21 protein-coding genes are annotated in these 22322 nt (G+C 72.9%); 6 read left to right on the forward strand and 15 right to left on the reverse strand.

Annotated elements, in window-relative coordinates:
- Positions 1-258 precede the first annotated feature (258 nt).
- The 4 genes from OG455_RS24365 to OG455_RS24380 all read right to left on the reverse strand — a co-directional run bounded on the left by OG455_RS24365 (position 259) and on the right by OG455_RS24380 (position 3925).
- Entirely contained in the window at positions 259-969 is a 711-nt protein-coding gene (locus OG455_RS24365; RefSeq protein ID WP_266297041.1) for a VanZ family protein, read from the reverse strand.
- A 230-nt stretch (positions 970-1199) separates the two neighbouring features.
- Positions 1200-1538, reverse strand: coding sequence for a hypothetical protein (locus OG455_RS24370; RefSeq protein ID WP_266297043.1), 339 nt, complete (start codon positions 1536-1538; stop codon positions 1200-1202).
- 5 nt (positions 1539-1543) lie between these two features.
- On the reverse strand, positions 1544-3154 hold the full coding sequence (locus OG455_RS24375; RefSeq protein WP_266297045.1) for a cell wall metabolism sensor histidine kinase WalK: 1611 nt from the start codon (positions 3152-3154) through the stop codon (positions 1544-1546).
- A 93-nt stretch (positions 3155-3247) separates the two neighbouring features.
- Entirely contained in the window at positions 3248-3925 is a 678-nt protein-coding gene (locus OG455_RS24380) for a response regulator transcription factor (protein ID WP_266297047.1), read from the reverse strand.
- A 243-nt stretch (positions 3926-4168) separates the two neighbouring features.
- Between OG455_RS24380 and OG455_RS24385 the strand changes: the two genes are divergently transcribed.
- The 3 genes from OG455_RS24385 to OG455_RS24395 all read left to right on the forward strand — a co-directional run bounded on the left by OG455_RS24385 (position 4169) and on the right by OG455_RS24395 (position 6435).
- Positions 4169-5029, forward strand: coding sequence for a SigE family RNA polymerase sigma factor (locus OG455_RS24385; protein WP_266297049.1), 861 nt, complete (start codon positions 4169-4171; stop codon positions 5027-5029).
- A gap of 373 nt (positions 5030-5402) precedes the next feature.
- Positions 5403-6248 (forward strand): helix-turn-helix transcriptional regulator, encoded by an 846-nt coding sequence (locus OG455_RS24390; RefSeq protein ID WP_266297051.1) that lies wholly within the window; start codon positions 5403-5405, stop codon positions 6246-6248.
- On the forward strand, positions 6214-6435 hold the full coding sequence (locus tag OG455_RS24395; RefSeq protein WP_266300936.1) for a DUF397 domain-containing protein: 222 nt from the start codon (positions 6214-6216) through the stop codon (positions 6433-6435). Before OG455_RS24390 ends, OG455_RS24395 begins: the two co-directional genes overlap by 35 nt.
- Before the next feature lie 30 nt (positions 6436-6465).
- Here OG455_RS24395 and OG455_RS24400 read toward each other — a convergent pair whose 3' ends face one another.
- Both OG455_RS24400 and OG455_RS24405 read right to left on the reverse strand, forming a co-directional pair.
- Positions 6466-6981 carry a Uma2 family endonuclease gene (locus OG455_RS24400; protein ID WP_266297053.1) on the reverse strand — a complete coding sequence of 172 codons (516 nt, stop codon included), beginning with the start codon at positions 6979-6981 and terminating at the stop codon, positions 6466-6468.
- A 112-nt stretch (positions 6982-7093) separates the two neighbouring features.
- A complete protein-coding gene (locus OG455_RS24405) occupies positions 7094-8062 on the reverse strand; it encodes an AraC family transcriptional regulator (protein ID WP_266297055.1) in 969 nt (322 codons plus the stop codon).
- Positions 8063-8196: 134 nt separating this feature from the next.
- Here OG455_RS24405 and OG455_RS24410 point away from each other — a divergent pair, with 134 nt between their 5' ends.
- Complete coding sequence (locus tag OG455_RS24410) at positions 8197-9204, forward strand: zinc-dependent alcohol dehydrogenase family protein (RefSeq protein WP_266297057.1); 1008 nt, start codon at positions 8197-8199, stop codon at positions 9202-9204.
- A gap of 206 nt (positions 9205-9410) precedes the next feature.
- On the opposite strand, the gene OG455_RS24415 is transcribed toward OG455_RS24410, so the two are convergent.
- The 4 genes from OG455_RS24415 to deoC form a co-directional block, all read right to left on the reverse strand.
- Positions 9411-10058 carry an ATP-binding protein gene (locus OG455_RS24415; RefSeq protein WP_266297060.1) on the reverse strand — a complete coding sequence of 216 codons (648 nt, stop codon included), beginning with the start codon at positions 10056-10058 and terminating at the stop codon, positions 9411-9413.
- A gap of 200 nt (positions 10059-10258) precedes the next feature.
- Entirely contained in the window at positions 10259-11158 is a 900-nt protein-coding gene (locus OG455_RS24420; protein WP_266297062.1) for an aldehyde dehydrogenase family protein, read from the reverse strand.
- On the reverse strand, positions 11151-12689 hold the full coding sequence (locus OG455_RS24425) for an aldehyde dehydrogenase family protein (protein WP_266297064.1): 1539 nt from the start codon (positions 12687-12689) through the stop codon (positions 11151-11153). Before OG455_RS24425 ends, OG455_RS24420 begins: the two co-directional genes overlap by 8 nt.
- Positions 12690-12694: 5 nt before the next feature.
- Positions 12695-13681: a deoxyribose-phosphate aldolase gene (gene deoC / locus OG455_RS24430; RefSeq protein WP_266300937.1), complete on the reverse strand. Its 987-nt coding sequence runs from the start codon at positions 13679-13681 to the stop codon at positions 12695-12697.
- Positions 13682-13953: 272 nt separating this feature from the next.
- Between deoC and OG455_RS24435 the strand changes: the two genes are divergently transcribed.
- A complete protein-coding gene (locus OG455_RS24435) occupies positions 13954-14262 on the forward strand; it encodes a hypothetical protein (RefSeq protein ID WP_266297066.1) in 309 nt (102 codons plus the stop codon).
- A gap of 36 nt (positions 14263-14298) precedes the next feature.
- Here the strand turns inward: OG455_RS24435 and OG455_RS24440 are convergent, their stop codons facing one another.
- Together OG455_RS24440 and OG455_RS24445 are read right to left on the reverse strand one after the other, a co-directional pair.
- Positions 14299-15603, reverse strand: a complete 1305-nt coding sequence (locus OG455_RS24440) for a beta-ketoacyl-[acyl-carrier-protein] synthase family protein (RefSeq protein WP_323185566.1) — start codon at positions 15601-15603, stop codon at positions 14299-14301.
- A 250-nt stretch (positions 15604-15853) separates the two neighbouring features.
- Positions 15854-17653 (reverse strand): carbohydrate-binding module family 20 domain-containing protein, encoded by a 1800-nt coding sequence (locus OG455_RS24445; RefSeq protein ID WP_266297068.1) that lies wholly within the window; start codon positions 17651-17653, stop codon positions 15854-15856.
- A 396-nt stretch (positions 17654-18049) separates the two neighbouring features.
- Here OG455_RS24445 and OG455_RS24450 point away from each other — a divergent pair, with 396 nt between their 5' ends.
- Positions 18050-18730, forward strand: coding sequence for a PH domain-containing protein (locus OG455_RS24450; RefSeq protein WP_266297071.1), 681 nt, complete (start codon positions 18050-18052; stop codon positions 18728-18730).
- 144 nt (positions 18731-18874) lie between these two features.
- Here OG455_RS24450 and OG455_RS24455 read toward each other — a convergent pair whose 3' ends face one another.
- The 3 genes from OG455_RS24455 to OG455_RS24465 form a co-directional block, all read right to left on the reverse strand.
- Positions 18875-20587 carry a phospho-sugar mutase gene (locus OG455_RS24455; protein ID WP_266297074.1) on the reverse strand — a complete coding sequence of 571 codons (1713 nt, stop codon included), beginning with the start codon at positions 20585-20587 and terminating at the stop codon, positions 18875-18877.
- A gap of 256 nt (positions 20588-20843) precedes the next feature.
- The gene (locus OG455_RS24460; RefSeq protein ID WP_266297076.1) at positions 20844-21677 is read right to left on the reverse strand and encodes a purine-nucleoside phosphorylase; all 834 of its coding nucleotides are present in this window, start codon (positions 21675-21677) and stop codon (positions 20844-20846) included.
- 207 nt (positions 21678-21884) lie between these two features.
- Positions 21885-22322, reverse strand: coding sequence for a gamma-glutamylcyclotransferase (locus tag OG455_RS24465; protein ID WP_266297078.1), 438 nt, complete (start codon positions 22320-22322; stop codon positions 21885-21887).

A 22322-nucleotide genomic window follows, 5' to 3' on the forward strand; every position in this document is an offset into this window, starting at 1 on the left:
TGACTCCATGCTGCGTCCGGCGGGGCCGACCGGGCGTCAGCCAGGATGCGGATCCGGCACCCCGGAGTCCCACCGGGCCGGGGCGGCGGGATCTCGGGGTCGCGCTCAGGGTTCAGCCCTGAGGCGGCGCGGGGGCGGGCCGAGGCCGGGGCACGGCGAGTGCGAGGGGACGGGCGCGGCGAGTGCGAGGGGACGGGCGCGGCCCGGGTGCGGCTCGGATGGGCTCGGCGGGGGTGGGACGGCCGGGGTGGGACGGCCTCAGCGGCGGTGGGCGCGGGCCGAGGGGGCGCCGCGGTGGTGCCCGGCGGTGAACTGGCCCGGGCGGTGGACGCGCGGGTGGTGGGCCCGGGTGCCCAGGATGTCGCCGACTCGCTCGCGCCGGGCCTCGGAACCGGCCGCCGTCGGCGTGCCGCCGCTCGACCGCGGGGCCGCCTCCGCGCCCTCCGCGGCCGCCGGTTCGGGGCGCGCGGGTACGGCCGCCGGCTCCCGCGCCTCCCGGGTCCGCAGCCAGGCGCGGCCGGCCGGGACCACCAGCAGGTGGGCCGTCGCCGCGCCGATCACGCCCAGCAGTATGTCGTCCACGTTCAGCACGTGACCCGCCACGCCGGTGCGCAGCACCTCGACCGCGGTGGCGATCAGCGCGGTGCCGCCGAGGGTCTGCAGGAAGGACGGCAGCCAGGCCGCGCGCGGGCGCCCGCCCGCGACCGGCAGCAGCACACCGAGCGGGGCCAGCAGCGCCAACTCGCCCGCCACCTGCCGCAGCCCGGCCGCCCCGCCGGTGGCGAGCGCGCGGTGCACGGAGGCGAAGGGCGTCAGATTGGCGTCGTACGCCCAGGCGGTCGGCACCTGGCGCAGCGTCACCCAGGCCAGCAGCAGGAAGTAGAGCGCGAGCAGGCTCAGACCCACCGAGCGCAGCGCGAGCGGCAGTCCGTCCGGTCCCGCCGCGCGGACCGCCGGGGTGCCGAGCACATCCGGAACGTCCGGTACCGCGGGAGTGTCCGGAGCTGTCGGAGCGTCGGCTCGCGGCGCGGCCTCGTCGGCCGTCCGTCCGTCTTCGATCCGCACGCTGTCGCGCGCATTCCGCACGCCGGTGCCATCTCGCTGCACGTCACACAGGACGCGGGGCCGGTTCGGCGTGGTTCCCCGCGCTGCCACGAGCTCGGGCGTGGCGTCACTCACACGGGGCCGGCGGGCCCGCCTCACTGGCAGGAGAGGGTGCCGTTCGGGCTCGGGGCCGGCGAGGGCTGCGCGCTGAACAGGCTGCCGGCGGGCGCCGAGGGCGACGGCGAGGGGGAGACGACGGGCCGCCCCGGGCTCCTGGCCGCGCCGAACGGCGCGGGGGTAGGCGTGTTGACCGGTGCGAGCGGCGCGGCCGGCGGGTGCACCGGGCTGGGGCAGGCGGTGCGGCTGGCGGGTGCGCCCGCGTCGACCGGGACGGCCGTCGGCCGGATGCCGCAGCCGCCGACCAGCGCGACGACCGCTGCCGCCGCGCCCAGCGCGGCTGCCAGCCGCCTCGGCCGACCGGCTCTGCTCGTCACCTTGTTCACTGGTCCGACCTCCGCTCGGTGTGCTCCCCCGAGCCCCCCGGCCGTGTGTGCGCTCCGCCCGGCCCGCCGAGTCCGTCGGCCGGGCCCGCCTCGCCGTCCGCGAGGCCGTCCCGGTTGGGCGGGCGCAGCGGCAGCCGCAGGGTGAAGACCGCCCCGCCGCCGTCCGGGGAGTTGGCGGCGGAGATGGTGCCGCCGTGGATCTGAGCGTTGGCCATCGCGATGGAGAGCCCGAGCCCGCTGCCCTCCGAGCGGGCCCGCCCCTTGTCGGCCTTGAAGAACCGGTCGAAGACGTGCGGCAGCACGTCCGGGGGGATGCCGGGGCCGCTGTCGCAGACCTCGACCACCACCTCGCCCGCGCCGGTGGGCCCGGTGCCCTGGCTGACCTTGACCCGCACCGGCGAGCCGCCGTGCTTGAGCGCGTTGCCGATCAGGTTGGCGAAGACCACGTCGAGCCGGCGCGGGTCGACCACGGCCAGCACCCCGCGCGGGGCGTCCACCTCGACCGCGTCGTACCAGGCCCGGCCGTCGATGCAGGACATGATCAGGTCGGCGATGTCCATCTCGTCGGCGACCAGCTTGGCGGTGCCGGCGTCGAACCGGGTCACCTCCATCAGGTTCTCCACCAGGTCGGAGAGCCGGCGGGTCTCGCTGACCACCAGTCGCACGGCCGGTGCGATCATCGGGTCGAGCGACTCGGCCTCGTCCTCCAGGATGTCGGTGACCGCCGTCATCGCGGTCAGCGGGGTGCGCAGCTCGTGCGACATGTCGGCGACGAAGCGGCGGCTCTGCGCCTCGCGGGCGCTCAACTCCTCGACCTGCGCGCCCAAGGCCTCGGCGGTGCGGTTGAAGGTCCTGGCCAGGTCGGCCAGTTCGTCCGCGCCGCTGACCTCCAGCCGGGTCTCCAGCTTGCCCTCGCCCAACCGCCGCGCGGCCTCGCCGAGTCGGCGGACCGGGCGGAGCACGGTGGCGGAGGCGGCCTGGGCCAGCAGGGTGGCCGCGATCAGTGCCAGCGCGGTGGCCACCGCCAGGGACCAGCCCAGCGTGTCGAGATCGGCCCGCTCGTTGTCCAGCGACTTGAACATGTAGGCGGTCGGGCCGCTCGGCACCACCTTGGTGCCGCCGACCACGAACGGCTCGCCGTTGATGTTCACCCGCTGCCAGTAGAGGTGGTAGGCGTACTGGTTGCCCATGGCCAGCGGGCGCGGCGTGGCGACCGCGGTCAGCAGTGGGTGCGGCACCTGGGCCACGGTGAAGCGCGGGTCGGAGGTCGCGGTGCAGCCGGGCTGGCTGTCGTCCACCACCACCACGTTGAAGTTCAGGCCCGAGCTCGCCACGTCGTTGGCCAGCTGGATGAGCGCCGGGCAACTGGCGCCGAGCGGCAGGCTGGAGACGTCGCTGCTGAGCGAGGAGCGGAAAGCGGTGAGCGCGGTGTCCTGGGCGCGCTTGAGCACCGCGTCGCGGTTCAGCCAGTAGGCGATGCCGGAGGCCGAGACGGCGGCGGTCAGCGCGACCACGGCGAACACCGCGGCCAGCCGGACCCGCAGCGAACTCAGCCGCAGCCGCCGCCGCAGGACGCCGGTCAGGCGGCGGTTCTGATGGTCAGTCACGTGTCGGGTCAGCCATTCGGGTCAGGGCAGGCTTCGGCTCGGCCGGCGCGCGGTGGGTCGGCGTGCGGCGAGCGGGGTCTGCTCAGGGTCTGCTCAGGCGGGCGGGTCCAGACGATAGCCCACCCCGCGCACCGTGCGGATCAGCGTGGGGGCCGAGGGCACATCCTCGACCTTGGCCCGCAGCCGCTGCACGCAGGCGTCCACCAGCCGGGAGTCGCCCAGGTAGTCGTGCTCCCAGACCAGCCGCAGCAGTTGCTGGCGGGAGAGCGCCTGGCCGGGCCGGCGGCTCAGTTCGAGCAGCAGGCGCAGTTCGGTGGGGGTCAGCTGGAGGTCCTCGCCGTCCTTGGTGACGGTCATCGCCGAGCGGTCGATCACCACCGAGCCGTAGGCCGAGGAGTCCGAGTTCTCCCGCTCACCGCGGCGCAGCACGGCGCGGATCCGGGCGTCCAGCACCCGTGGCTGCACCGGCTTGACCACGTAGTCGTCGGCGCCGGACTCCAGCCCCACCACCACGTCGATGTCGTCCGAGCGGGCGGTCAGCAGGATGATCGGCAGTTGGTCGCTGCGCCGGATCCGGCGGCAGACCTCGAAGCCGTCGATTCCGGGCAGCATCACGTCAAGAACGATCAGGTCCGGACGTTGTTCCTTGAAGAGCCGAAGGCCGTCCTCTCCGGACGCTGCGGCGGCCACGCGGTGGCCCTGGCGGGTGAGGGCGAGTTCGAGGCCGGTCCGGATGGCGTCGTCGTCCTCGATCAGTAGGAGGAAAGGCACGCGTTCATTCTGGCTCACCGGGTGCGCTGCCGGGAACCGCGGGCCCCGGGCCGGGCGTCGCAACTGTCGAGGGCGGCGGCGGGACCAAGGTCCCGTTCCTTGTGACACCGCTGTGACAGTCGCCGGACACCGCCATGACGGGCGGCGGGCAGGATTTTCCCTGTCACCGCGACGCACCGGACACCAACGGGGCGGAGCGGGGCACCGAAAGGACCCGCTCGTACCGAACCATGGGGGCGCCACATGAACGCAACGCTTGAGACCCGGGGCATCCTGGATGCGCACAACCCGGCCGTCCGCGGCGTGCGTCCAGCGGCGCGGGTCCGGGTCGAGCACTGCTCGGGGGCCCGCCGGGTGAGCGGCGGGAGCAGGGCGGGGGTCGTGCCCGGGGGAGCGTTCGGGGGGACGCACGGGGGCACGCACGGGGCAGCGGGGACGGGGCGGACCGCAGTCGGCTCGGGGGAGCCGACGGGGGACCGGACCACGGGCGCCACCCTCTACCGGCTCGCGCCGGTAGAGGGTGCCGTCCGGCAGAGCGAGCAGGGTGGCGCGCAGGGGGAGCCCTCGACCACCGAGGTGGACCACCTCACGGAGTTCACCGCGTATGTGCGCGAGCGCCGCGCCTCCCTGTACGCCACTGCCTACCACCTGACCGGTGACCGCTTCGAGGCCGAGGACCTGCTGCAGAGCGCGCTCTTCAGCACCTACCGCGCCTGGGGCCGGATCACCGACAAGGCGGCGGTCGGCGGATACCTGCGCCGCACCATGACCAACCTGCACATCTCGGCCTGGCGCCGGCGCAAGCTCAACGAGTACCCGACCGAGGAGCTGCCGGAGACGGTCGGCGACACCGACGCCATGGGCGGCACCGAGCTGCGCGCCGTGCTCTGGCAGGCGCTCGCCAAGCTTCCCGAGAACCAGCGCACCATGCTGGTGCTGCGCTACTACGAGGGCCGCACCGACCCGGAGATCGCCGACATCCTGGGCATCAGCGTCGGCACCGTCAAGAGCAGCATCTGGCGCGCCCTGCGCCGGTTGCGCGAGGACGAGCAGCTCAACCGCAACGGCGACACCGCGCACGCCTTCGGCGAGTTGGTGGCGTAGTTCGTAGTTCGTAGGGCGCAGGGTTCGCACGGCGCAGGGTTCGTGCGGCACAAGGTTCGTACGGCACAGGACTCCCGTCGGGGGACGGGTCGGAACGCGGAGCGGTCGCGGGCTCGGGGGAGCCGCGGCGGCAGGGAAGTCGCGTTCACGCAGGAACAGCAGGGCCCGGTGTCTCGGGAGAAGACGCCGGGCCCTGCTGCGTGTGTGCCTGTGTGCGTGTGTGCGTGTGTGCGTGTGTGCGGGCGGGCGGGGGTAACTGACTTTCAGCGCAGGGAGGGAGTGAATTCTCACGATCCGTGCGTGCGGCGTGGCAGTGCGCAGTTAGCATCCGGGACGGGGGTTCTCATTCGGCTCGCACAGACGAGGAGGGGCCGTGCCCGGACCCAAGGAACTCGATCCCACAGTGTCACTTGAGGCCTATCTGGGTTCTCGGGTGCGCCGGTTGCGCGAGGCGCTGGGACTGACGCAGCGGCAGCTCGGGCTGATGGTCTTCGTCTCGCACAACCGGATCGCGCAGATCGAGCTGGCCACGGACCCGCCGGGGCGGGATCTGGTGAGACTGCTGGACGTGGCGTTGCGGGCGGACAATGCCCTCACCGACCTGTGGGAGCACATCAACGACCGGAAGTTCGACCACTACGCGAAGATGTTCCTGCGTCGGCAGGGTGAAGCCAAGGTCATCCAGGAATGCTCCCTGATCATCCCAGGTCTGCTGCAGACCGAGGCGTACATGACGGCGCTGTTCGTCGAGAGCGATGGCCTGCTGGACGACCTCACCACAGCTGAGAAGCTCGCCATCCGTCTCGGGCGACAGCAGATCCTGAACGCCGAGCAGCCACCGTGGTACCGGGTGACACTGCACGAGTCCGCCCTGCACCTCCCCGTCGGTGGTGCCGAGGTGATGCGCGAACAATTGGCCCACCTGCTGGAGGTGGCCCAGCGGCGGAACGTCGATCTCCAAGTACTGCCGCAGCGCCTCGTGCCGTTGCCAGCCGTGAACGGGTCGTTCTGCCTGCTCACGATGCCGGACGGCTCGCGAGCGGCCTATAGCGAGGGGATCGGGATCGGGAGGCTCTTCCAACGGCCGGAGGAGGTTACCCGCTTGGCGCTCATCTACGATCGGGTTCAGGCCGCCGCGCTCGATCCGGAGATGTCGGTCGCCTTCATCCGGAACGTGATGGAGGATCGCTACACGTGGGAACTGCCGCCCTTGGCCTAGCAATGCGCCCTGGTGGCGGGCCAGTTACAGCGCCGGTACCGGGGACAACTGCATCGAGGTCGCGGACGGATTCCCCGGTGTCACCCCCGTGCGCGACTCCAAGGATCCGTCCGGCCCGGCGCTCGTCTTCCCCGCCGCCGCGTTCGCCGCGTTCGTCGCCGACCTCAGGGCCGGCCGCCTGCGGTAGTCCGGCCGGGGCCGACCGCTCTTGCGCGGTTCAGAGGTCGAGGAGACGGCGGAGGTCGATCTCGACGGGGAACGGCAGTTCGGTCTTCAGTTGCCCGACGTGGTGCCCACCTTTGGGAGCCGGGGCGTAGACGCCGCTCTCGCGGTCGAGCCAGAACTCGAAGACCTCGGGGAGGTCTTCGGCGCCGCGCTCGACGCGCCAGAAGTAGGGGATGCCGGCCTCGGCGTAGAGGCCGGGCTTGCGGAAGCGGTCGTCGGAACAGGAGTCGGGGGAGACCACCTCGACCGTGAGTGACACTGAGGCGACAGGCAGACACTCCAGCGAGAACACGTCCAGGCCGGTCTTGTCGAAGACCACGACGTCGGGCTTGGGTGGGTTGTACTGGTCGATGAGCACGTACTGCTCGGAGTTCACCGCTGAGGGGGATCGACGGGCCGTTTCCAGCCTGAGGTACAGCCTGTCCCGCACCGTGTTGTGCCAGTGACTGGTCGTCCCGCGAGGCACGATCTCCCCATCCACCAGGTCGAAGTCAAAGGGCAGGTCCAAGTCCTTGACCTGGTCGAACGTCCACCTCTGGCCGCGGGCGCATCCAGTCGACGGGCTCGGCTGTCATGACTTCCTCCTCGTGCTGCGGTGTCGTCGGCTCTGGAAGTCCTGCCTATCCCTCGCCTGTCATCGCCGAGCCGCTTCGCCGCCCCGCGCCGCGCCCCTGCTCCCGGTAGCGGCCCGGGGAGAGGTCGTACTCGCGCTTGAAGGCCTTGGCGAAGGCGAACTCGCTGAGGTAGCCGGTCTGTTGGGCGACGCTGCGCAGCGGGGCGTCGGTCTCGCGGAGCAGCCGTCCGGCGGTGGTCATCCGCCACCAGGTGAGGTAGGCGAGCGGGGGCCGGCCGACCAGGGCGGTGAAGCGGCGGGCGAAGGCGGCGCGGGAGAGGCCGGTGCGGGCGCCGAGCTCCTCGACGGTCCAGGGGTGGGCCGGGCTCTGGTGGATCTCCCGCAGGGCGGCGGTGACCACCGGGTCGCCCAGGGCGGCGGCCCAGCCACTGGTGGCCACGCACGCGCTCTCCTCGAACCAGGCGCGCAGGATGTAGAGCAGCAGGGTGTCGAGCAGTGCGGGCACGGCGGCGTCGGTGCCCAGCCGCCGGTCGGTCAGCTCCGCGCCGAGCAGCTCGACCAGGGAGCGCAGGCCCGGGTGCCGGCCGACCTGGGCCGGCAGGTGGAGCACGTCGGGCAGCGAGGCGAGCAGCGGGTGCGGGCGGGCCTGGTTGAGCTGGTAGGCGCCGCAGAGCATGGTGGTCGTCTCGGCACCGGGCGGGCCGTCGGTCAGCTCGGACCGCTGGGCGGGCAGCAGGCCGCCGTCCGTGAGGACCACGTCGATCAGCTCGGTCTCCAGCGAGTCCGCCAGGCCGTAGCCCCGGTTGCGCGGCAGCAGCACCACGTCGCCGACCCCGAGCCTGACCGGCGGCGCGTCCTCGGGCGGCAGCAGCCAGCAGGAGCCGCGCAGCACGATGTGGAAGCCGGCGCCGGGCGAGGGCGGGAAGCGCAGCCCCCAGGGGGCGAGCTTGTGGGTGTGGCCCGAGTGCGGCCGTCCGGTGCGCATGGCGGTGATCGCGTCGCTGAGCACGTCCATGGCGGGAGCGTACTGCCGGAGAGACGATCGGACAGGAAAACGAGACTTTGTGGCATGGGACGTCTCGATCATGGCTCCTACGGTGGAGATGCGTCAGCGAGCTGACGACGAGTCACCTGATGATCGTTCACTTGATGGGGGATTCCGCCATGGCCAAGGCAGTGGTGTTCGACGAGACCGGTGGGCCCGAGGTCCTGAAGATCGTGGAGGTGGAGCTCGGCGCGCCGGGGCCGGACGAGGTGCTGGTGCGGGTCGAGGCGCTCGGGCTGAACCGCGCGGAGGCGCTGTTCCGCGCGGGCGGCTACTTCTACCAGCCGGAACTGCCCGCCTCCCGGCTCGGGTACGAGGCCACCGGCGTGGTCGAGGCGGTCGGCGCGGAGGTCACCGCCTTCGCGGTCGGCGACCTGGTCAGCACCGCCGCGCTGGGGCACCTGAGCACGCACGGCGTCTACGGTGACCGGGTGCTGGTGCCGGAGGCCAACCTGATCCACCGCCCGGGCGGGAGCGGGATCGACGCGGTGACCGGTGTGGCCGTCTGGCTCTCGTACAGCACCGCGTACGGCGCGCTGGTGGAGCAGGGCGGGCTGCGGCCCGGGGACACGGTGCTGATCACGGCGGCCTCCAGCAGCGTGGGGGTGGCGGCGATCCAGGTGGCCGGGCACCTGGGGGCGATTCCGGTGGCGGTCACCCGGACGGCGGCGAAGCGCGAGCAGCTGCTCAAGCTGGGCGCGGCACACGTGATCGCGCTGGACGAGGAGGACCTGCTGGAGCGGGTCGGCGAGATCACTGCGGGGCGGGGGGCCGAGCTGGTCTTCGACCCGGTGGCCGGGCCGGGGCTGGCCACCGTCGCGCAGGCGGTGGCCACCGGCGGGCTGCTGATCGTCTACGGCTGGCTGGACCCGCGCCCGGCCTCGCTGCCGGTCAACTGGGGTCTGCGCATTCTCGGTTACAACAACCTGGAGGTCGTCGGCGACCCGGTGGTTCGGCGGCGGGCGCAGCACTTCATCGACGCCGGGCTGCGAGCGGGGACGCTGGCGCCGGCGGTGGACCGGACCTTCGACCTGAGCGAGATCGTGGAGGCGCACCGGCACCTTGAGTCGAACGGGCAGGTGGGGAAGGTGGTGGTGACGGTGGCGCACTGACAGGGGCGCGCTGACGGTCGTGCAGTGACGGTCGTGCATTGACGGGGGACGGCGAGTGGGAGACGGAGGGTGGATAGCAGGTGACGGATGACAGAATCTGAAATCTGTCATCCGTCAGTGCGTCATCGCAGACCGTCAGCGAGTCTCGGTCAGCCGTCAGCCGTCAGCCGTCAGCCGTCAGCCGCCATCGCGCCACGGTCAACGCGTCAAGCCCCGACCGCGACCCGCCCGCCCTGCCGGACCACGGCGCGCACCCGGGCCGCCGCCTCGTCGCCCGCGCAGGCGTCCGCGCCCAGCTCCACCTGCCGCGCCACGATGCCGCGTTCGGCGCGCATCAGCCGCCAGCCGCGCCGCAGCAGGTACGGGACGGACTTGCGGCCCTCGCGCACGTCACGGCGGAAGCGGCGCCAGGCCGTGGTCAGCGGGCGGTTGCGCAGGCAGAGGGCGGCGCCGAGCAGGCCTTCCGCCTCGCAGGCGGCGACCAGTTCGGCGGCGAAGATGCCCTCGGCGATGAAGGCGGGCGCGCCGTCCAGCTCCAGGGTGCGCGAGCCGGCTCGGCCGTTGGCGGGGATCGAGTAGACCGGGACCTCGGCCCGCCCGCCCGCCACCAGTTGCCGGATCGCGGCCAGCGCCTCGGCGCCGTGCCAGGAGAGCGGCGAGTCCCAGTCGGTGCCGGAGCCGTCGGGCAGCAGTGGCAGGCTGGGGTCGTCGCCGTCCTTGTAGAAGTCGTCGAGCTGCAGCACCGGCAGGGCCAGGCGCTCGGCCAGCGAGGACTTCCCCGACCCCGAGGGCCCGGAGAGCAGCACCACGCGGGCACGGGTGGGATGGGCGGGGTTCAGCGGCGAGACACTCACGAGAAACCAGTCTGACGCATCAGGCGCCGTGCTCGGAACCCGCCGTCCTGGGGGGAAACGGAGAAGAAGGGGCGGGAACGGAGGACGGGCCCGCGCCAGGGGGGGTGGGCGCGGGCCCGTCAGTGGCGCGTCCGGGCCCCTGGGGGGGAGAGGGGCACTGAGGACGGCCAGTTCGAGGCGGATGGTCCGGCGGGGCCGGGCTACTGGCCCATCGGGTGCCAGACCGTCTTGGTCTCCAGGAAGGAGAGTAGCCGGTTGGTACCCGGAGCAATGGTCCAGTCCTGCGCTGCCGGATCGAGAGCCGGGCGCAGCACCCGCTTCAATGTATCGGCCGCGGCCGCCTCCAGGACAGCCGCCGCGCCCGGACCGTCGGAAGCGATCGCACCGGTCAGGTCCACCGCGTTGACGTCCTGGTGCGAGGCCAGTGTCGGCGCCAGGTCGGCGGTGCGGCCCGAGATGATGTTCACCACACCGCCGGGCAGGTCCGAGGTGGCGAGCACCTCGCCCAGTGACAGGGCCGGCAGCGGGGCGTCGGCGGCGGCCGCCACCACGGCGGTGTTGCCGGTGGCGATCACCGGGGCGAGCACCGAGACCAGGCCGAGGAAGGAGTGCCCGTAGCCGGTCTGCGGGGCCACGATGCCCACCACGCCGGTCGGCTCCGGCACCGAGAGGTTGAAGAACGGCCCGGCCACCGGGTTGGCGGCGCCGGCGATCTGCGCCACCTTGTCGGTCCAGCCCGCGTACCAGACCCAGCGGTCGATCGCCTGGTCCACCAGCGCCGCGGCCTTCTTGCCGCTCAGCCCCTCGGCCGCCGCCACCTCGGCGGCGAACTGCTCGCGCCGCCCCTGGAGCATCTCGGCCACCCGGTAGAGCACCTGGCCGCGGTTGTACGCCGTGGTCCCGGCCCAGCCCTTGACCGCCGCGCGGGCGGCGAGCACGGCGTCGCGGGTGTCCTTGCGGGTCCCGAGCGGCGCGTTGGCCAGCCACTGGCCCTGACTGTCGGTCACCTCGTACACCCGCCCGCTCTCGGAGCGCGGGAACTTCCCGCCGACGAACAGCTTGTAGGTCTTCATCACGTCAAGCCGGATGACATCAGACATCGAGATAGGCCTCCAGACCGTGCCGGCCACCCTCGCGGCCGTAGCCCGACTCCTTGTAGCCGCCGAACGGCGAGGTCGGGTCGAACTTGTTGAAGGTGTTGGCCCACACCACGCCGGCCTTGAGCCGGTCCGCCATCCACAGGATGCGCGAGCCCTTCTCGGTCCAGACGCCGGCGGAGAGGCCGAACGGGGTGTTGTTGGCCTTGGCGACGGCCTCGTCCGGAGTGCGGAAGGTCAGCACCGACAGGACCGGGCCGAAGACCTCCTCCTGGGCGATCCGGTGCGCCTGGCTGACGCCGGTGAACAGGGTCGGCCGGAACCAGTAGCCGGCGGACGGCAGTTCGCACTCGGGCGACCAGCGCTCGGCGCCCTCGGCCTCGCCCGCCTCGGTCAGCTCGGTGATCCGGGCCAGCTGGGCGGCGGAGTTGATCGCGCCGATGTCGGTGTTCTTGTCCAGCGGGTCGCCCAGCCGCAGCGTGCCGATCCGGCGCTTGAGCGCCTCCAGCAGCTCGTCCTGGACCGACTCCTGGACCAGCAGCCGGCTCCCCGCGCAGCAGACGTGGCCCTGGTTGAAGAAGATGCCGTTGACGATGCCCTCGACGGCCTGGTCGATCGGCGCGTCGTCGAAGACGATGTTGGCCGCCTTGCCGCCCAGCTCCAGCGACACCTTCTTGCGGCTGCCGGCCACCTGGCGGGCGATCGCGCGGCCCACGTTGGTCGAGCCGGTGAAGGCGACCTTGTTGACGTCCGGGTGCGCGGTGAGCGCGGCGCCGGTGCGGCCGTCGCCGGTGACGATGTTGACCACGCCCTTGGGCAGACCGGCCTGGCGGCAGATCTCGGCGAACCGCAGCGCGGTCAGCGGGGTGGTCTCGGCCGGCTTCAGCACGACGGTGTTGCCGGTGGCGAGCGCCGGGGCGATCTTCCAGGCCAGCATCATCAGCGGGAAGTTCCACGGGATGACCTGCGCGGCCACGCCGACCGGGCGCGGGTTCGCGCCGAAGCCGGCGAAGTCGAGCTTGTCGGCCCAGCCCGCGTAGTAGAAGAAGTGCGCGGCGACCATCGGCAGGTCGAAGTCGCGGGTCTCCCTGATCGGCTTGCCGTTGTCGATCGACTCCAGCACGGCCAGCTCGCGCGAGCGCTCCTGGATGATCCGGGCGATCCGGAACAGGTACTTGGCCCGCTCGCTGCCCGGCAGCGCCGACCAGTCGCCGAACGCCTTGCGGGCGGCGGCGACGGCGCGGTCGACGTCCTCCGCGGTGCCCTGGGCGAACTCGGCCAGCACCTGCTCGGTGGCCGGGTTGACCGTCTTCAGCGCCTCGCTGCCGCTGGAGTCGGTGAACTCGCCGCCGATGAAGTGGCCGTAGGAGGTGGCGATGTCGCCGGCCGCCGCGGGGGACTCGGGCGCGGGGGCGTAGGCGAAGAGGCCGGACCCGCGCGCCGGGGCAGCCTGGGCCGCCGCCGGGGCAGCCGGGACAGCCTGGGCCGCCGCCGGGCTCGCCGCGGCCTGCTCGGTCTTCTTGTTCTTGGCCATCGTGATCAGTCCACCGTCACGTAGTCGGGACCGGAGTACCGGCCGGTGCTGAGCTTCTGACGCTGCATCAGCAGGTCGTTGAGCAGGCTGGAGGCGCCGAAGCGGAACCAGTGCGGGCTCAGCCAGTCGTCGCCGAGCGTCTCGTTGACCATCACCAGGTACTTCATCGCGTCCTTGGTGGTCTTGATGCCGCCGGCCGGCTTCACGCCGATCTGGACCCCGGTGGCCGCCTTGAAGTCGCGCACGGCCTCCAGCATCAGCAGGGTCACCGGGGGCGTGGCGTTGACCGTCACCTTGCCGGTGGAGGTCTTGATGAAGTCGGCGCCGGCCAGCATGGCCAGCCAGGAGGCACGGCGGACGTTGTCGTAGGTCTGCAGCTCACCGGTCTCGAAGATCACCTTGAGGTGGGCCGAGCTGCCGTCGGGCCGCACGCAGGCCTGCTTGACGGCGGTGATCTCGTCGAAGACGTCCAGGTACCGGCCGGAGAGGAAGGCGCCGCGGTCGATCACCATGTCGATCTCGTCGGCCCCGGCGGCCACCGCGTCGGCGGTGTCGGCGAGCTTCACCGGGAGCGCGGCGCGCCCGGCGGGGAAGGCGGTGGCGACCGAGGCGACCTGGATCCCGGTGCCGGCCACGGCCGCCTTCGCGGTGGCGACCATGTCCGGATAGACGCAGATCGCGGCGACCCGCGGAGCGGAGGGGTCGCTCGGGTCGGGGTGCTTCCCCTTGGCGCACAGGGAGCGCACCTTGCCGACCGTGTCCGCGCCCTCCAGCGTGGTCAGGTCGATCATCGAGATGGCGAGATCGATCGCGAAGGCCTTGGCCGTCGTCTTGATCGAACGCGTACCGAGGGAGGCGGCGCGGGCTTCCAGGCCGACGGCGTCGACGCCGGGCAGGCCGTGCAGGAAGCGGCGGAGCGAGGCCTCGGAGCTGGCGACGTCGCTCAGGCCGCCGCCCGCAGCGCCGGGGGCGTTGGCTGCAAGAGTGGACATAGTCACCAGATCAGCATATCTACGCGCGTAGGCATAGGCCAGGGGGCCCCACTTTCGATGCGGGACCGAGATCCGGCGGGACCGGGCCCAGCAGCCGGGGTGCGTCCCGCGACCCTTCGCCGAGGTGGACATGCCGGTGCTGGCGGTCCTACTTCCCGCAGTGCCCGGCGGGAGCTCGGATCCCGGGGCGGAACCTCCGTCCGGCCCGGTAGAGCGCCGTCCTACGCGGGTAGCGTCCCGGTACGGGGAGGGGCGAGCGCGGAGGTGGCGCGGTGTTCGAGTCGGAGCGTTGGCCGCTGCTCTGGACCGGGTTCCTGCTGATCGCGGTGAGCGTGCGCCTGGCGGTCACGGTGCGCGGCCGCCGGTACCGGCGGCCCGGGTCGGGGCGGCGCCCCAGTCACCTGGAGTGGCTGCCGGGGCTGGCCGGACTGATCATGGTGGCCGACGAGGCCCCCCGGCTGCTGCGGGCGAGCGGTGCGGTGCTCACGGCGGGCGACGACCTGGCGGGCGTGGCCGGGGCGGCGGTGTTGGGCCTGCTGCTGTACGGCGGCTCGGTGGTGGCCCGGCGGCCGCGCGGTTGAGCGCCGGGTCGGTCACCGCGGGCCGATCACCACGGATCAGGTGGTCCGTCGGAAGGCGAGGACGGCGTTGTGGCCGCCGAACCCGAAGGAGTTGCTCAAGGCCACGTCCCTGTCCGGCAGTGCGCGGGGTGCGCCGGTGACGATGTCGAGGGGGTTGTCGTCGTCGGGGCTCCGGTGGCCGACGGTCGGGGGGATCAGCCCGTGGTGAAGGGTCAGGACGGTGGCGACGGCCTCCACACCGCCGGCGGCACCCTGCATGTGGCCCAGTGCTCCCTTGGGGGCGGTGACGGGCACGGTGCCGACGGCCGGCCCGAAGACCTTGGTCAGGGCCAGCACCTCGGCGGCGTCCCCCTGCGGGGTCGCGGTGGCGTGGGCGTTGACGTGCGCGACGTCGCCCGGTGCGGCACCGGCGTCGGTCAGTGCCTTGGTGATCGCGTCCACGATGCCCTCGCCGTCCGGCCGCGGCGTGACCATGTGGTGGGCGTCGGCGGATATGCCCCAGCCGGCCGCCTCGCAGTAGATCCTGGCGCCGCGGGCCAGCGCGTGCTCCTCGGCCTCCAGGACCAGCACGCCGGCGCCTTCACCGAGGACGAAGCCGTCGCGGTCCTTGTCGAAGGGGCGGGAGGCGTTCTCGGGGCTCTCCGCGCGGGACAGGGCCCGCATGGCGGTGAAGGAGGCCAGGACGGTCGGTGTGATGACCGCCTCGGTGCCGCCGGCGAGTATCACGTCCGCGTGACCGTCGCGGATCCGGTCGATCGCCTGTCCGATCGCTTCGGTGCCGGACGCGCAGGCGGCGACGACGGTCCTGGCCTCGGCTCTGGCCCCGAGGTCGATGGCCACCTGGGCCGCCGCACCGTTGGGCACCACCATCGGCGCGGTGTGCGGGGACACGTGCCGCGCGCCGCGGGCCTGGAGCGTGTGGTCGGCGGCGACCAGCACCGGTGCTCCGCCGATGATCGTGCCGATCGACACCCCGACCCGCCGCGCGTCGAGCATGCCCCCGCGCGTCTGCGCGGGATCGAACCCGGCATCCGCCCACGCCTCCCGCGCGGCCAGGACCGCGAACTGCGAGCAGCGGTTGAGGGTGCGCGCCTGTCCGTGCGTCAGCCGCTCGGCGGGCTCCACCGCGCTCGGCGCCACGACCCGCACGGGGATCTCCTCGAACTCCTCGCCCGCCAGCGGCCGAACCCCGCACCTGCCCTCCAGCAGGCCCTGCCAGGTCGTGGACGCATCCGCCCCGAGCGGCGAGATCGCCCCCAACCCGGTGACGACGACCCTGCGCTTCCCGGCGGACGCAGGGCCGTTGACGTGGTGGGCGGGGAGGACTGGCGGGTTTGCCACGGCGTGATCCTTCGCAGACGAATGGAACCGACGCGACAATGTATCCCGCTCTTGATCACCTTTCATCCGAATATGATCGATCGTCACCGAAGCAGCAATGGTGAACCCTTGTCACCGGCACGCTCCTCGGCTCGCGCGAGGGGCCGGAGTTGGCCGCCGGGTGCGGACGGGAGCTCATCCACGCCGGCCGCTGCGCGAGCGGCCGCCGGCATCGCCGAGGCCGCCGGATCGCGGCGGCCCCGGCCTGATGTCACTGCTGCCAGGTGTCGTTCAGCGTGCCGCCCGAAGTGCCGCTGCCGGCGCTGTGGTTGCCGCCGTTCTCCCAGGTGACGTTCCCCGACGAGTCCTTGATCAGGTACTTGTACTGGAAGGCGGTGTTCGCCGGCAGGCTGACCGTGCCGCCCCAGACCGGGTAGTTGGCCGAGGAGAGCGGGATCGCCGCGCTCGGGTTCCAGCTGCCGAGCGCCGGGATCGAGCCGACCACGTAGACGTTCTGGCCCCAGCTGGTGGTCCTGGTCTCGTTGAAGGTCTCGCCGACCGTGCCGCCGACCGGCGCGGTCGGGTAGAGCGCCACCGCGTCACCGGCGTTCACCGTCACGGTGGCCTGACCGGTGGCGTTCACCGCCACGGTGGGCCCGCTGCAGCCGCCGCCGGCGCTGGGGGTGCCGTGGATGATGTCGCAGTACGTCCCGGCCGGCAGCCCGGTGGTGAAGGTCTGGGTCACCGCGCTGGTGCCGTTGTTGATCGAGATCCAGGCCGCGTTGCCCCGGCTGAACGCGATCGCGTTGCCGCCGTTGTCCCACCAGTTGGCCACCGGCTTGCCCTGGGCGGCGTTGTGCCAGGCCACCATGGCGGCGATGCCCTGGTTGCGGTCGGTGCAGATCCAGGCGCCCGAGGAGCAGTCGGTCGCGGTCACGTAGCCGTTCTGGTCGGCCGGCGGGGACTGGTCGCTGGTGCTGAAGTCGAAGCCGGAGTAGACCTGCGGGGTGCCGTAGCCCCAGGCGAGTTCGAAGAGGGTGGCCAGCGTGTACTTGCTGCCGTCCTTGTAGCTCAGCGTCTGGCCGCTGCGCTCGGTGTCGTGGTTGGCCACCATCACCGAGGACTCGGCGCTCGGTTCGATGCCCCAGCTCTGGCCGAAGGTCTTGAGGTTGGCGATGCTGCCCTCGAACTGGCTCTTCAGGTCGTAGGCGTAGGTGAACTCGATCACGCTGCCGTTGCCCTCGAAGGCGGCGGGCGCCAACTGGCCGCTGCTGCCGGGTATCACCTCCTGGTAGACGTAGGGCCGCGAGCCGGTCCAGCTGGTGTTGTTCACCCGGCCCAGGATGTTGGCCATGTCGGCCTGCGCGATGTGCTTGGCCGCGTCCATCCGGAACCCGTCGACGCCGTAGCCGACCAGCTTGTTGAGGTAGCCGGCCAGCTCGGCGCGCACGTCGTCCCGCTCGGTGGCCAGGTCGGAGAGCGAGGAGAGGTCGCAGTCCTGCACCTGCGTGACGTTGTTCCAGTCGGAGATGCTCATGTCCGCGTTGGGGCACGGCGGCGAGAAGTGGAAGTCCGAGCTGGTGTACCCGGCGCTGCCGTAGCTGAACGTCGCCGGGTTGAAGCTCGCGCCGCCGTAGGAGTCGGTGCTGGTCTGGTTGGCGCCGGCGGTGTGGTTCAGCACGGCGTCGGCGTAGACCTTGACGCCCGCGTTGTGGCAGGCCGTCACCATCTGGGCGAACTGGGCCTCGGTGCCCATCCGGCTGTTCAGGTCGTAGGCCACCGGCTGGTAGACGTCCCACCAGGCGTGCGTACTGCCCGCTAGGCGGATCGAGTCCTCGGGCGGGGCCACCTGGACGGCGCCGTAGCCCTTGGGGCCCAGTACGGTGGTGCACTCGTTGGCCACCGAGGGCCAGTTCCACTCGAAGAGGTTGGCGATCACGTCGCCGCCGTCGGGTGCGGTGGCGGCGTGCGCGGCGCCCTGCAAGGTCAGCGGCAGCAGCGCGCCGGCCATCAGGGTGGCCGCGGTGAAGGCCGCGGCTCGGCTGGTCCGGTCTCGTCGGAGCAGGCTCATGGGCAGGACTCCCGTAGGGGTGGGCCGTCCCGCCGAGGACCGGCGGCGCAGGCTGTGGGGCTGCGCCGCCGGGAGTGGGGCTCGGCGGGACGGGGAACCGGGATGGGGTGTGGACGCGGGCCGGTGACGGCTGGCAAGGCCGTCCGGGGCACCGCGCGCTAGACCATCCCGCCCGTGCGAGGGCGTCGTCAAGGCCCCGGCAAGTAATTGCTGAAACTTTCGGCAAATTGTTGCCGACCGGCGATCGACCGGCGATCGTCCGGCGCCCAGCCGCCGATCGGCCGCCGGGCGGACGGCGACCGGCCGACGGCCGGGACGGCAGCTGCGCAGGTCGCGGCCTAAAAGTGACATGTGCGACCCAGGGGGCAGGCGGTCCGATGGGGCAGAATCGTCCCCATGACCGATTCCGCCGGCACGCCCGACCCGGGTCCTGCCGCTCCCGCCGACGGGCCGAAGTACGCCGATCACGTCTTCCGCTCGACCCCCGGCATCGTCTCCGGCGTCCTGCTGCTCGCCGTCGCCGGCTGGCTGATCGTCGACGCCATGCTGAACAGCAGCGGCAAGACCCCCTGGATCGCGCTGGCCTGCGCCCCGGTCTTCGCCTTCCCGGTGATCGCCTACACCCTGCGCCCGTCGGTCTCGGCCGGCCTGGACAGGCTGGTGGTGCGCAACCCGCTGCGCACCGTCGTGGTGCCGTGGGCCGAGGTGGAGGAGCTGCGCGCGGGCTACTCCGTCGAGGTGCTGGCCGACGGCAAGTCGTACCAGATGTGGGCGGTGCCGGTCTCGCTGCGCCAGCGCAACAAGGCGAACCGGATGGCGGCCCGCGGCGCCGTCACCGAGGACCCGCGGGCGCCGCGGCTCAACCCCTTCACCCGGCCCACCCGCAACACGGTGCCGGGCGCTCCGGACTCCAACCGTGCCTGGTCGGACCAGGTGGTCGACGTGCTGCGCGAGCAGGGGCGGACCAACGCGGTGCGCCCCACCGCGAAGGGCGAGATCACGGTCAGCTGGTGCTGGTGGGTGATCGTGCCGACGCTGGTCGGGGCGGCGGTGCTGGCGGCGCTGGTCGCCGCCTGAGAGCCCGAGAGCCCGAGGCCCGGCCCCTGCCCGGTGCCCCGCCCCCGTGCGAAGGGCCCGCGACCACCACCGTGGTCGCGGGCCCTTCGCCTGCTCCGCCGCCGGTGCGGCCCCGGAGCGGCCCCCGGTGCGGCCCTGGAGCGGTCAGATCCCGGCGGCCGCCGCCAGGTCCCGCTTCAGGGCGGCCAGCAGCTCGGCGGCCCGCACCCGGGTCACCGCCAGCGCGTCGGCCGAGCCCACCGGCAGCACGACCTCCAGGTAGCACTTGAGCTTCGGCTCGGTTCCGGAGGGCCGCACCACGATCCGCGCCGAGCGCACCGCGGGCCCGGCCAGGTAGTACCGCAGGCCGTCGGTCGGCGGCAGCTCGGCCGAGCCCGCCGCCAGGTCGTCCGCCCGCTCGACGCGCAGCCCGGCCAGCTCGGCCGGCGGCCGCTCGCGCAGCCTGCGCATCGCCGCGGTGATCAGCGACAGGTCCTCGACCCGCGCCGAGAGCTGGTCGGTGGCGTGCAGGCCGTGGGTGAGCGCCAGCTCGTCCAGCAGGTCGGTCAGGCTCCGCCCGGCGCGCTTGAGCGAGGCGGCCAGCTCGGCGATCAGCAGGGCGGCGGTGATGCCGTCCTTGTCCCGCACGCCGTCCGGGTCGACGCAGTAGCCGAGCGCCTCCTCGTAGCCGTAGCGCAGGCCCTTGGCACGGGAGAGCCACTTGAAGCCGGTCAGCGTCTCCTCGTAGTCCAGGCCCGCGGCCTCGGCGATCCGGCCGAGCAGGGTGGCGGAGACGATGGTGGTGGCGAAGGTGCCGGTGGCGCCCTTGGCGACCAGCGCCGCGCCCAGCAGCGCGCCGACCTCGTCGCCGCGCAGCATCCGCCAGCCGGCGGCGGCGGTGGCGTCCGGCACGGCCACCGCGCAGCGGTCCGCGTCCGGGTCGTTGGCGATCACCAGGTCGGGGGCGTGCTCGGCGGCGGTGGCGAAGGCCAGGTCCATCGCGCCCGGCTCCTCCGGGTTGGGGAACGCGACGGTCGGGAACTGAGGGTCCGGCTCGGCCTGGGCGGCGACCACGGTCGGGGCCGGGAAGCCGGCCTGCTTGAAGGCCGCCAGCAAGGTGTCGCGGCCGACGCCGTGCATCGGGGTGTAGACCACCTCCAGCTCCCGGGGTCCGTCCTGCTCGACCACGGTGACGGCGCGGGCCAGGTAGGCGTCGAGCACGTCCTCGCCCAGCACCTGCCAGCCGTCGGTGGCCAGCGGGACGTCGTGCAGCGAGGCCACCGCGTCGATCTCGGCGGCGATCTCGGCGTCCGCGGGCGGCACGATCTGCGAGCCGTCGCCGAGGTAGACCTTGTAGCCGTTGTCCTGCGGCGGGTTGTGGCTGGCCGTCACCATCACGCCGGCCGCCGCGCCCAGGTGGCGGATCGCGAAGGCGAGCACCGGGGTGGGCAGCGGGCCGGGCAGCAGCGCGGCGCGCAGGCCTGCGCCGACCATCACGGCGGCGGTGTCGCGGGCGAAGTCGAAGGACTTGTGGCGGGCGTCGTAGCCGACCACCACCAGGTCGCCGGCCCCGGCCGCGCGGACGTGGGCGGCCAGGCCCGCGGCGGCCCGGATGACGACCGCGCGGTTCATCCGCATCGGGCCCGCGCCGAGCTCGCCGCGCAGCCCGGCGGTGCCGAACTGGAGGCGGTCGGCGAACCGCTCGGCCAGCTCGGTCAACCCGGCGGGCGCCTCCGCGCCGGCCTCCGCGCCGACCGCTGCGCCGGCCTCCGCGCTGGCCAGCAGGGCGGCCAGCTCCTCGCGGGTCTCGGCGTCGGGGTCCTCGGCCAGCCACTGGCGGGCGCGGGCGAGGAGGTCGGTGGTGCTTTCCTGAGCCATGGGTCGCCTACTCCGGTATCCGGTGGGGATCGTTGGGGACGCCGTGGGGGCGGACGTCGGGGGAATCTTCGGGCGGTGGGGAGCTGTGGGGAGCTGTGGGGAGCTGTGGGGAGCTGTGCCGAGCGGCCGCGGGGGAGGCTCCCGCGGGAAAGGGAACGGCCCGGGCGCCCCTTCTTAGCAGCGGGGGAGCGCCCGGGCCGGGCTCAGGGCCCCGTCCGGTGGTGTCGACCGGGCGGGGCCTGGCGGGCGGGCGGCGTCAGATCCGCTCCATGACCTTCGCCAGCAGGGTGCCCATCCGCTCGGCGGAGGCCTTGCCGGCCTCCAGTACCTCGGCGTGGTTCAGCGGCTCGCCGGTGATGCCGGCGGCCAGGTTGGTGACCAGCGAGATGCCCAGCACCTCGCTGCCGGCCTCGCGGGCGGCGATCGCCTCCAGCGTGGTGGACATGCCCACCAGCTCGCCGCCGATCACCCGGGCCATCCGCACCTCGGCCGGGGTCTCGTAGTGCGGGCCGCGGAACTGCACGTAGACGGCCTCGTCCAGGCTCGGGTCCACCTCGCGGCAGAGCTCGCGCAGCCGCTTGGAGTAGAGGTCGGTGAGGTCGACGAAGTTGGCGCCGACGATCGGGGAGTCCGCGGTCAGGTTGATGTGGTCGCTGATCAGCACCGGCTGGCCGGGCACCCAGCCCTCCCGCAGGCCGCCGCAGCCGTTGGTCAGCACGATGGTCCCGCAGCCCGCCGCGGCGGCGGTGCGCACGCCGTGCACCACGGTCGCCACGCCGTGGCCCTCGTAGTAGTGGTTGCGGCCCAGGAAGATCAGGGCGCGCTTGTCGCCTATCTTCACCGAGCGGATCTTGCCGGCGTGGCCGGCGACGGCGGGGGCGGGGAAGCCCGGGAGCTCCGTGATCGGGAACTCGGCGTTCCCTTCGTCACGGGGATCGCCCAGGGCGTCCGCGGCCGGCACCCAGCCCGACCCCATCACCAGGGCGACGTCGTGCTGCTCGACACCGGTCAGCTCGCGCAGGCGGGCAGCGGCGGCCTGAGCGGCGGCGTAGGGGTCGGCGGACACGGCGGTCTGAGGAGAAGCGTTCACACGGCTGAGGATAGTCAACAAATCCCTACGCGCGTAGAACCAGCCCGGCGCGCTGTCCGGATCGTTACCAGGTTGACCTGAAAACACTGGCCGCGGCCGGTTCGCCGGGCCCCGTTTCGGAGGATCCGCCAGTGGCCGGCGGGCTTTACCCCGGCATGGCGTTCGGCCGGGCCCGCCGCGCGCCCGCGGTACGGCCGCCGCGCGGCCTCAGCAGGGTCGGCGGCGCAGGTCCAGCACGTAGTCATGGGGCGCGCCGGCGCTCTCCGCGGCGTCCGCGATCAGGCCGAGGTAGCGCGCGGCCGGCAGCCCGCCCTCGTAGTCGTTCAGCACGTAGGTCCAGACCGGGACGTCCCCGTCCAGCGTGTGCGCGCGCAGCCGTACCTTGCGGTAGATGCCCAGCTGCAGGCCCTCCCAGCGGTCCAGGCCGTCCTCGTCCATCGGCGACACGTCGTAGAGCGAGACGAAGACCTGGTCCTTCTCGTCCTCCACCACGGTGGCCAGTGAGCCCTCCCAGCCGAGCTGCTCGCCGCCGAAGGTCAGCCGCCAGCCGTCCAGCCAGCCGGTGCCGCGCAGGGGGGAGTGCGGCGCGCGGCGGCTCATCTGCCGGGCGTCGAGGTTCGTGGCGTACGCGGCGTAGAGCGACAT

Source organism: Kitasatospora sp. NBC_01287 (assembly GCF_026340565.1).
Classification (GTDB): domain Bacteria; phylum Actinomycetota; class Actinomycetes; order Streptomycetales; family Streptomycetaceae; genus Kitasatospora.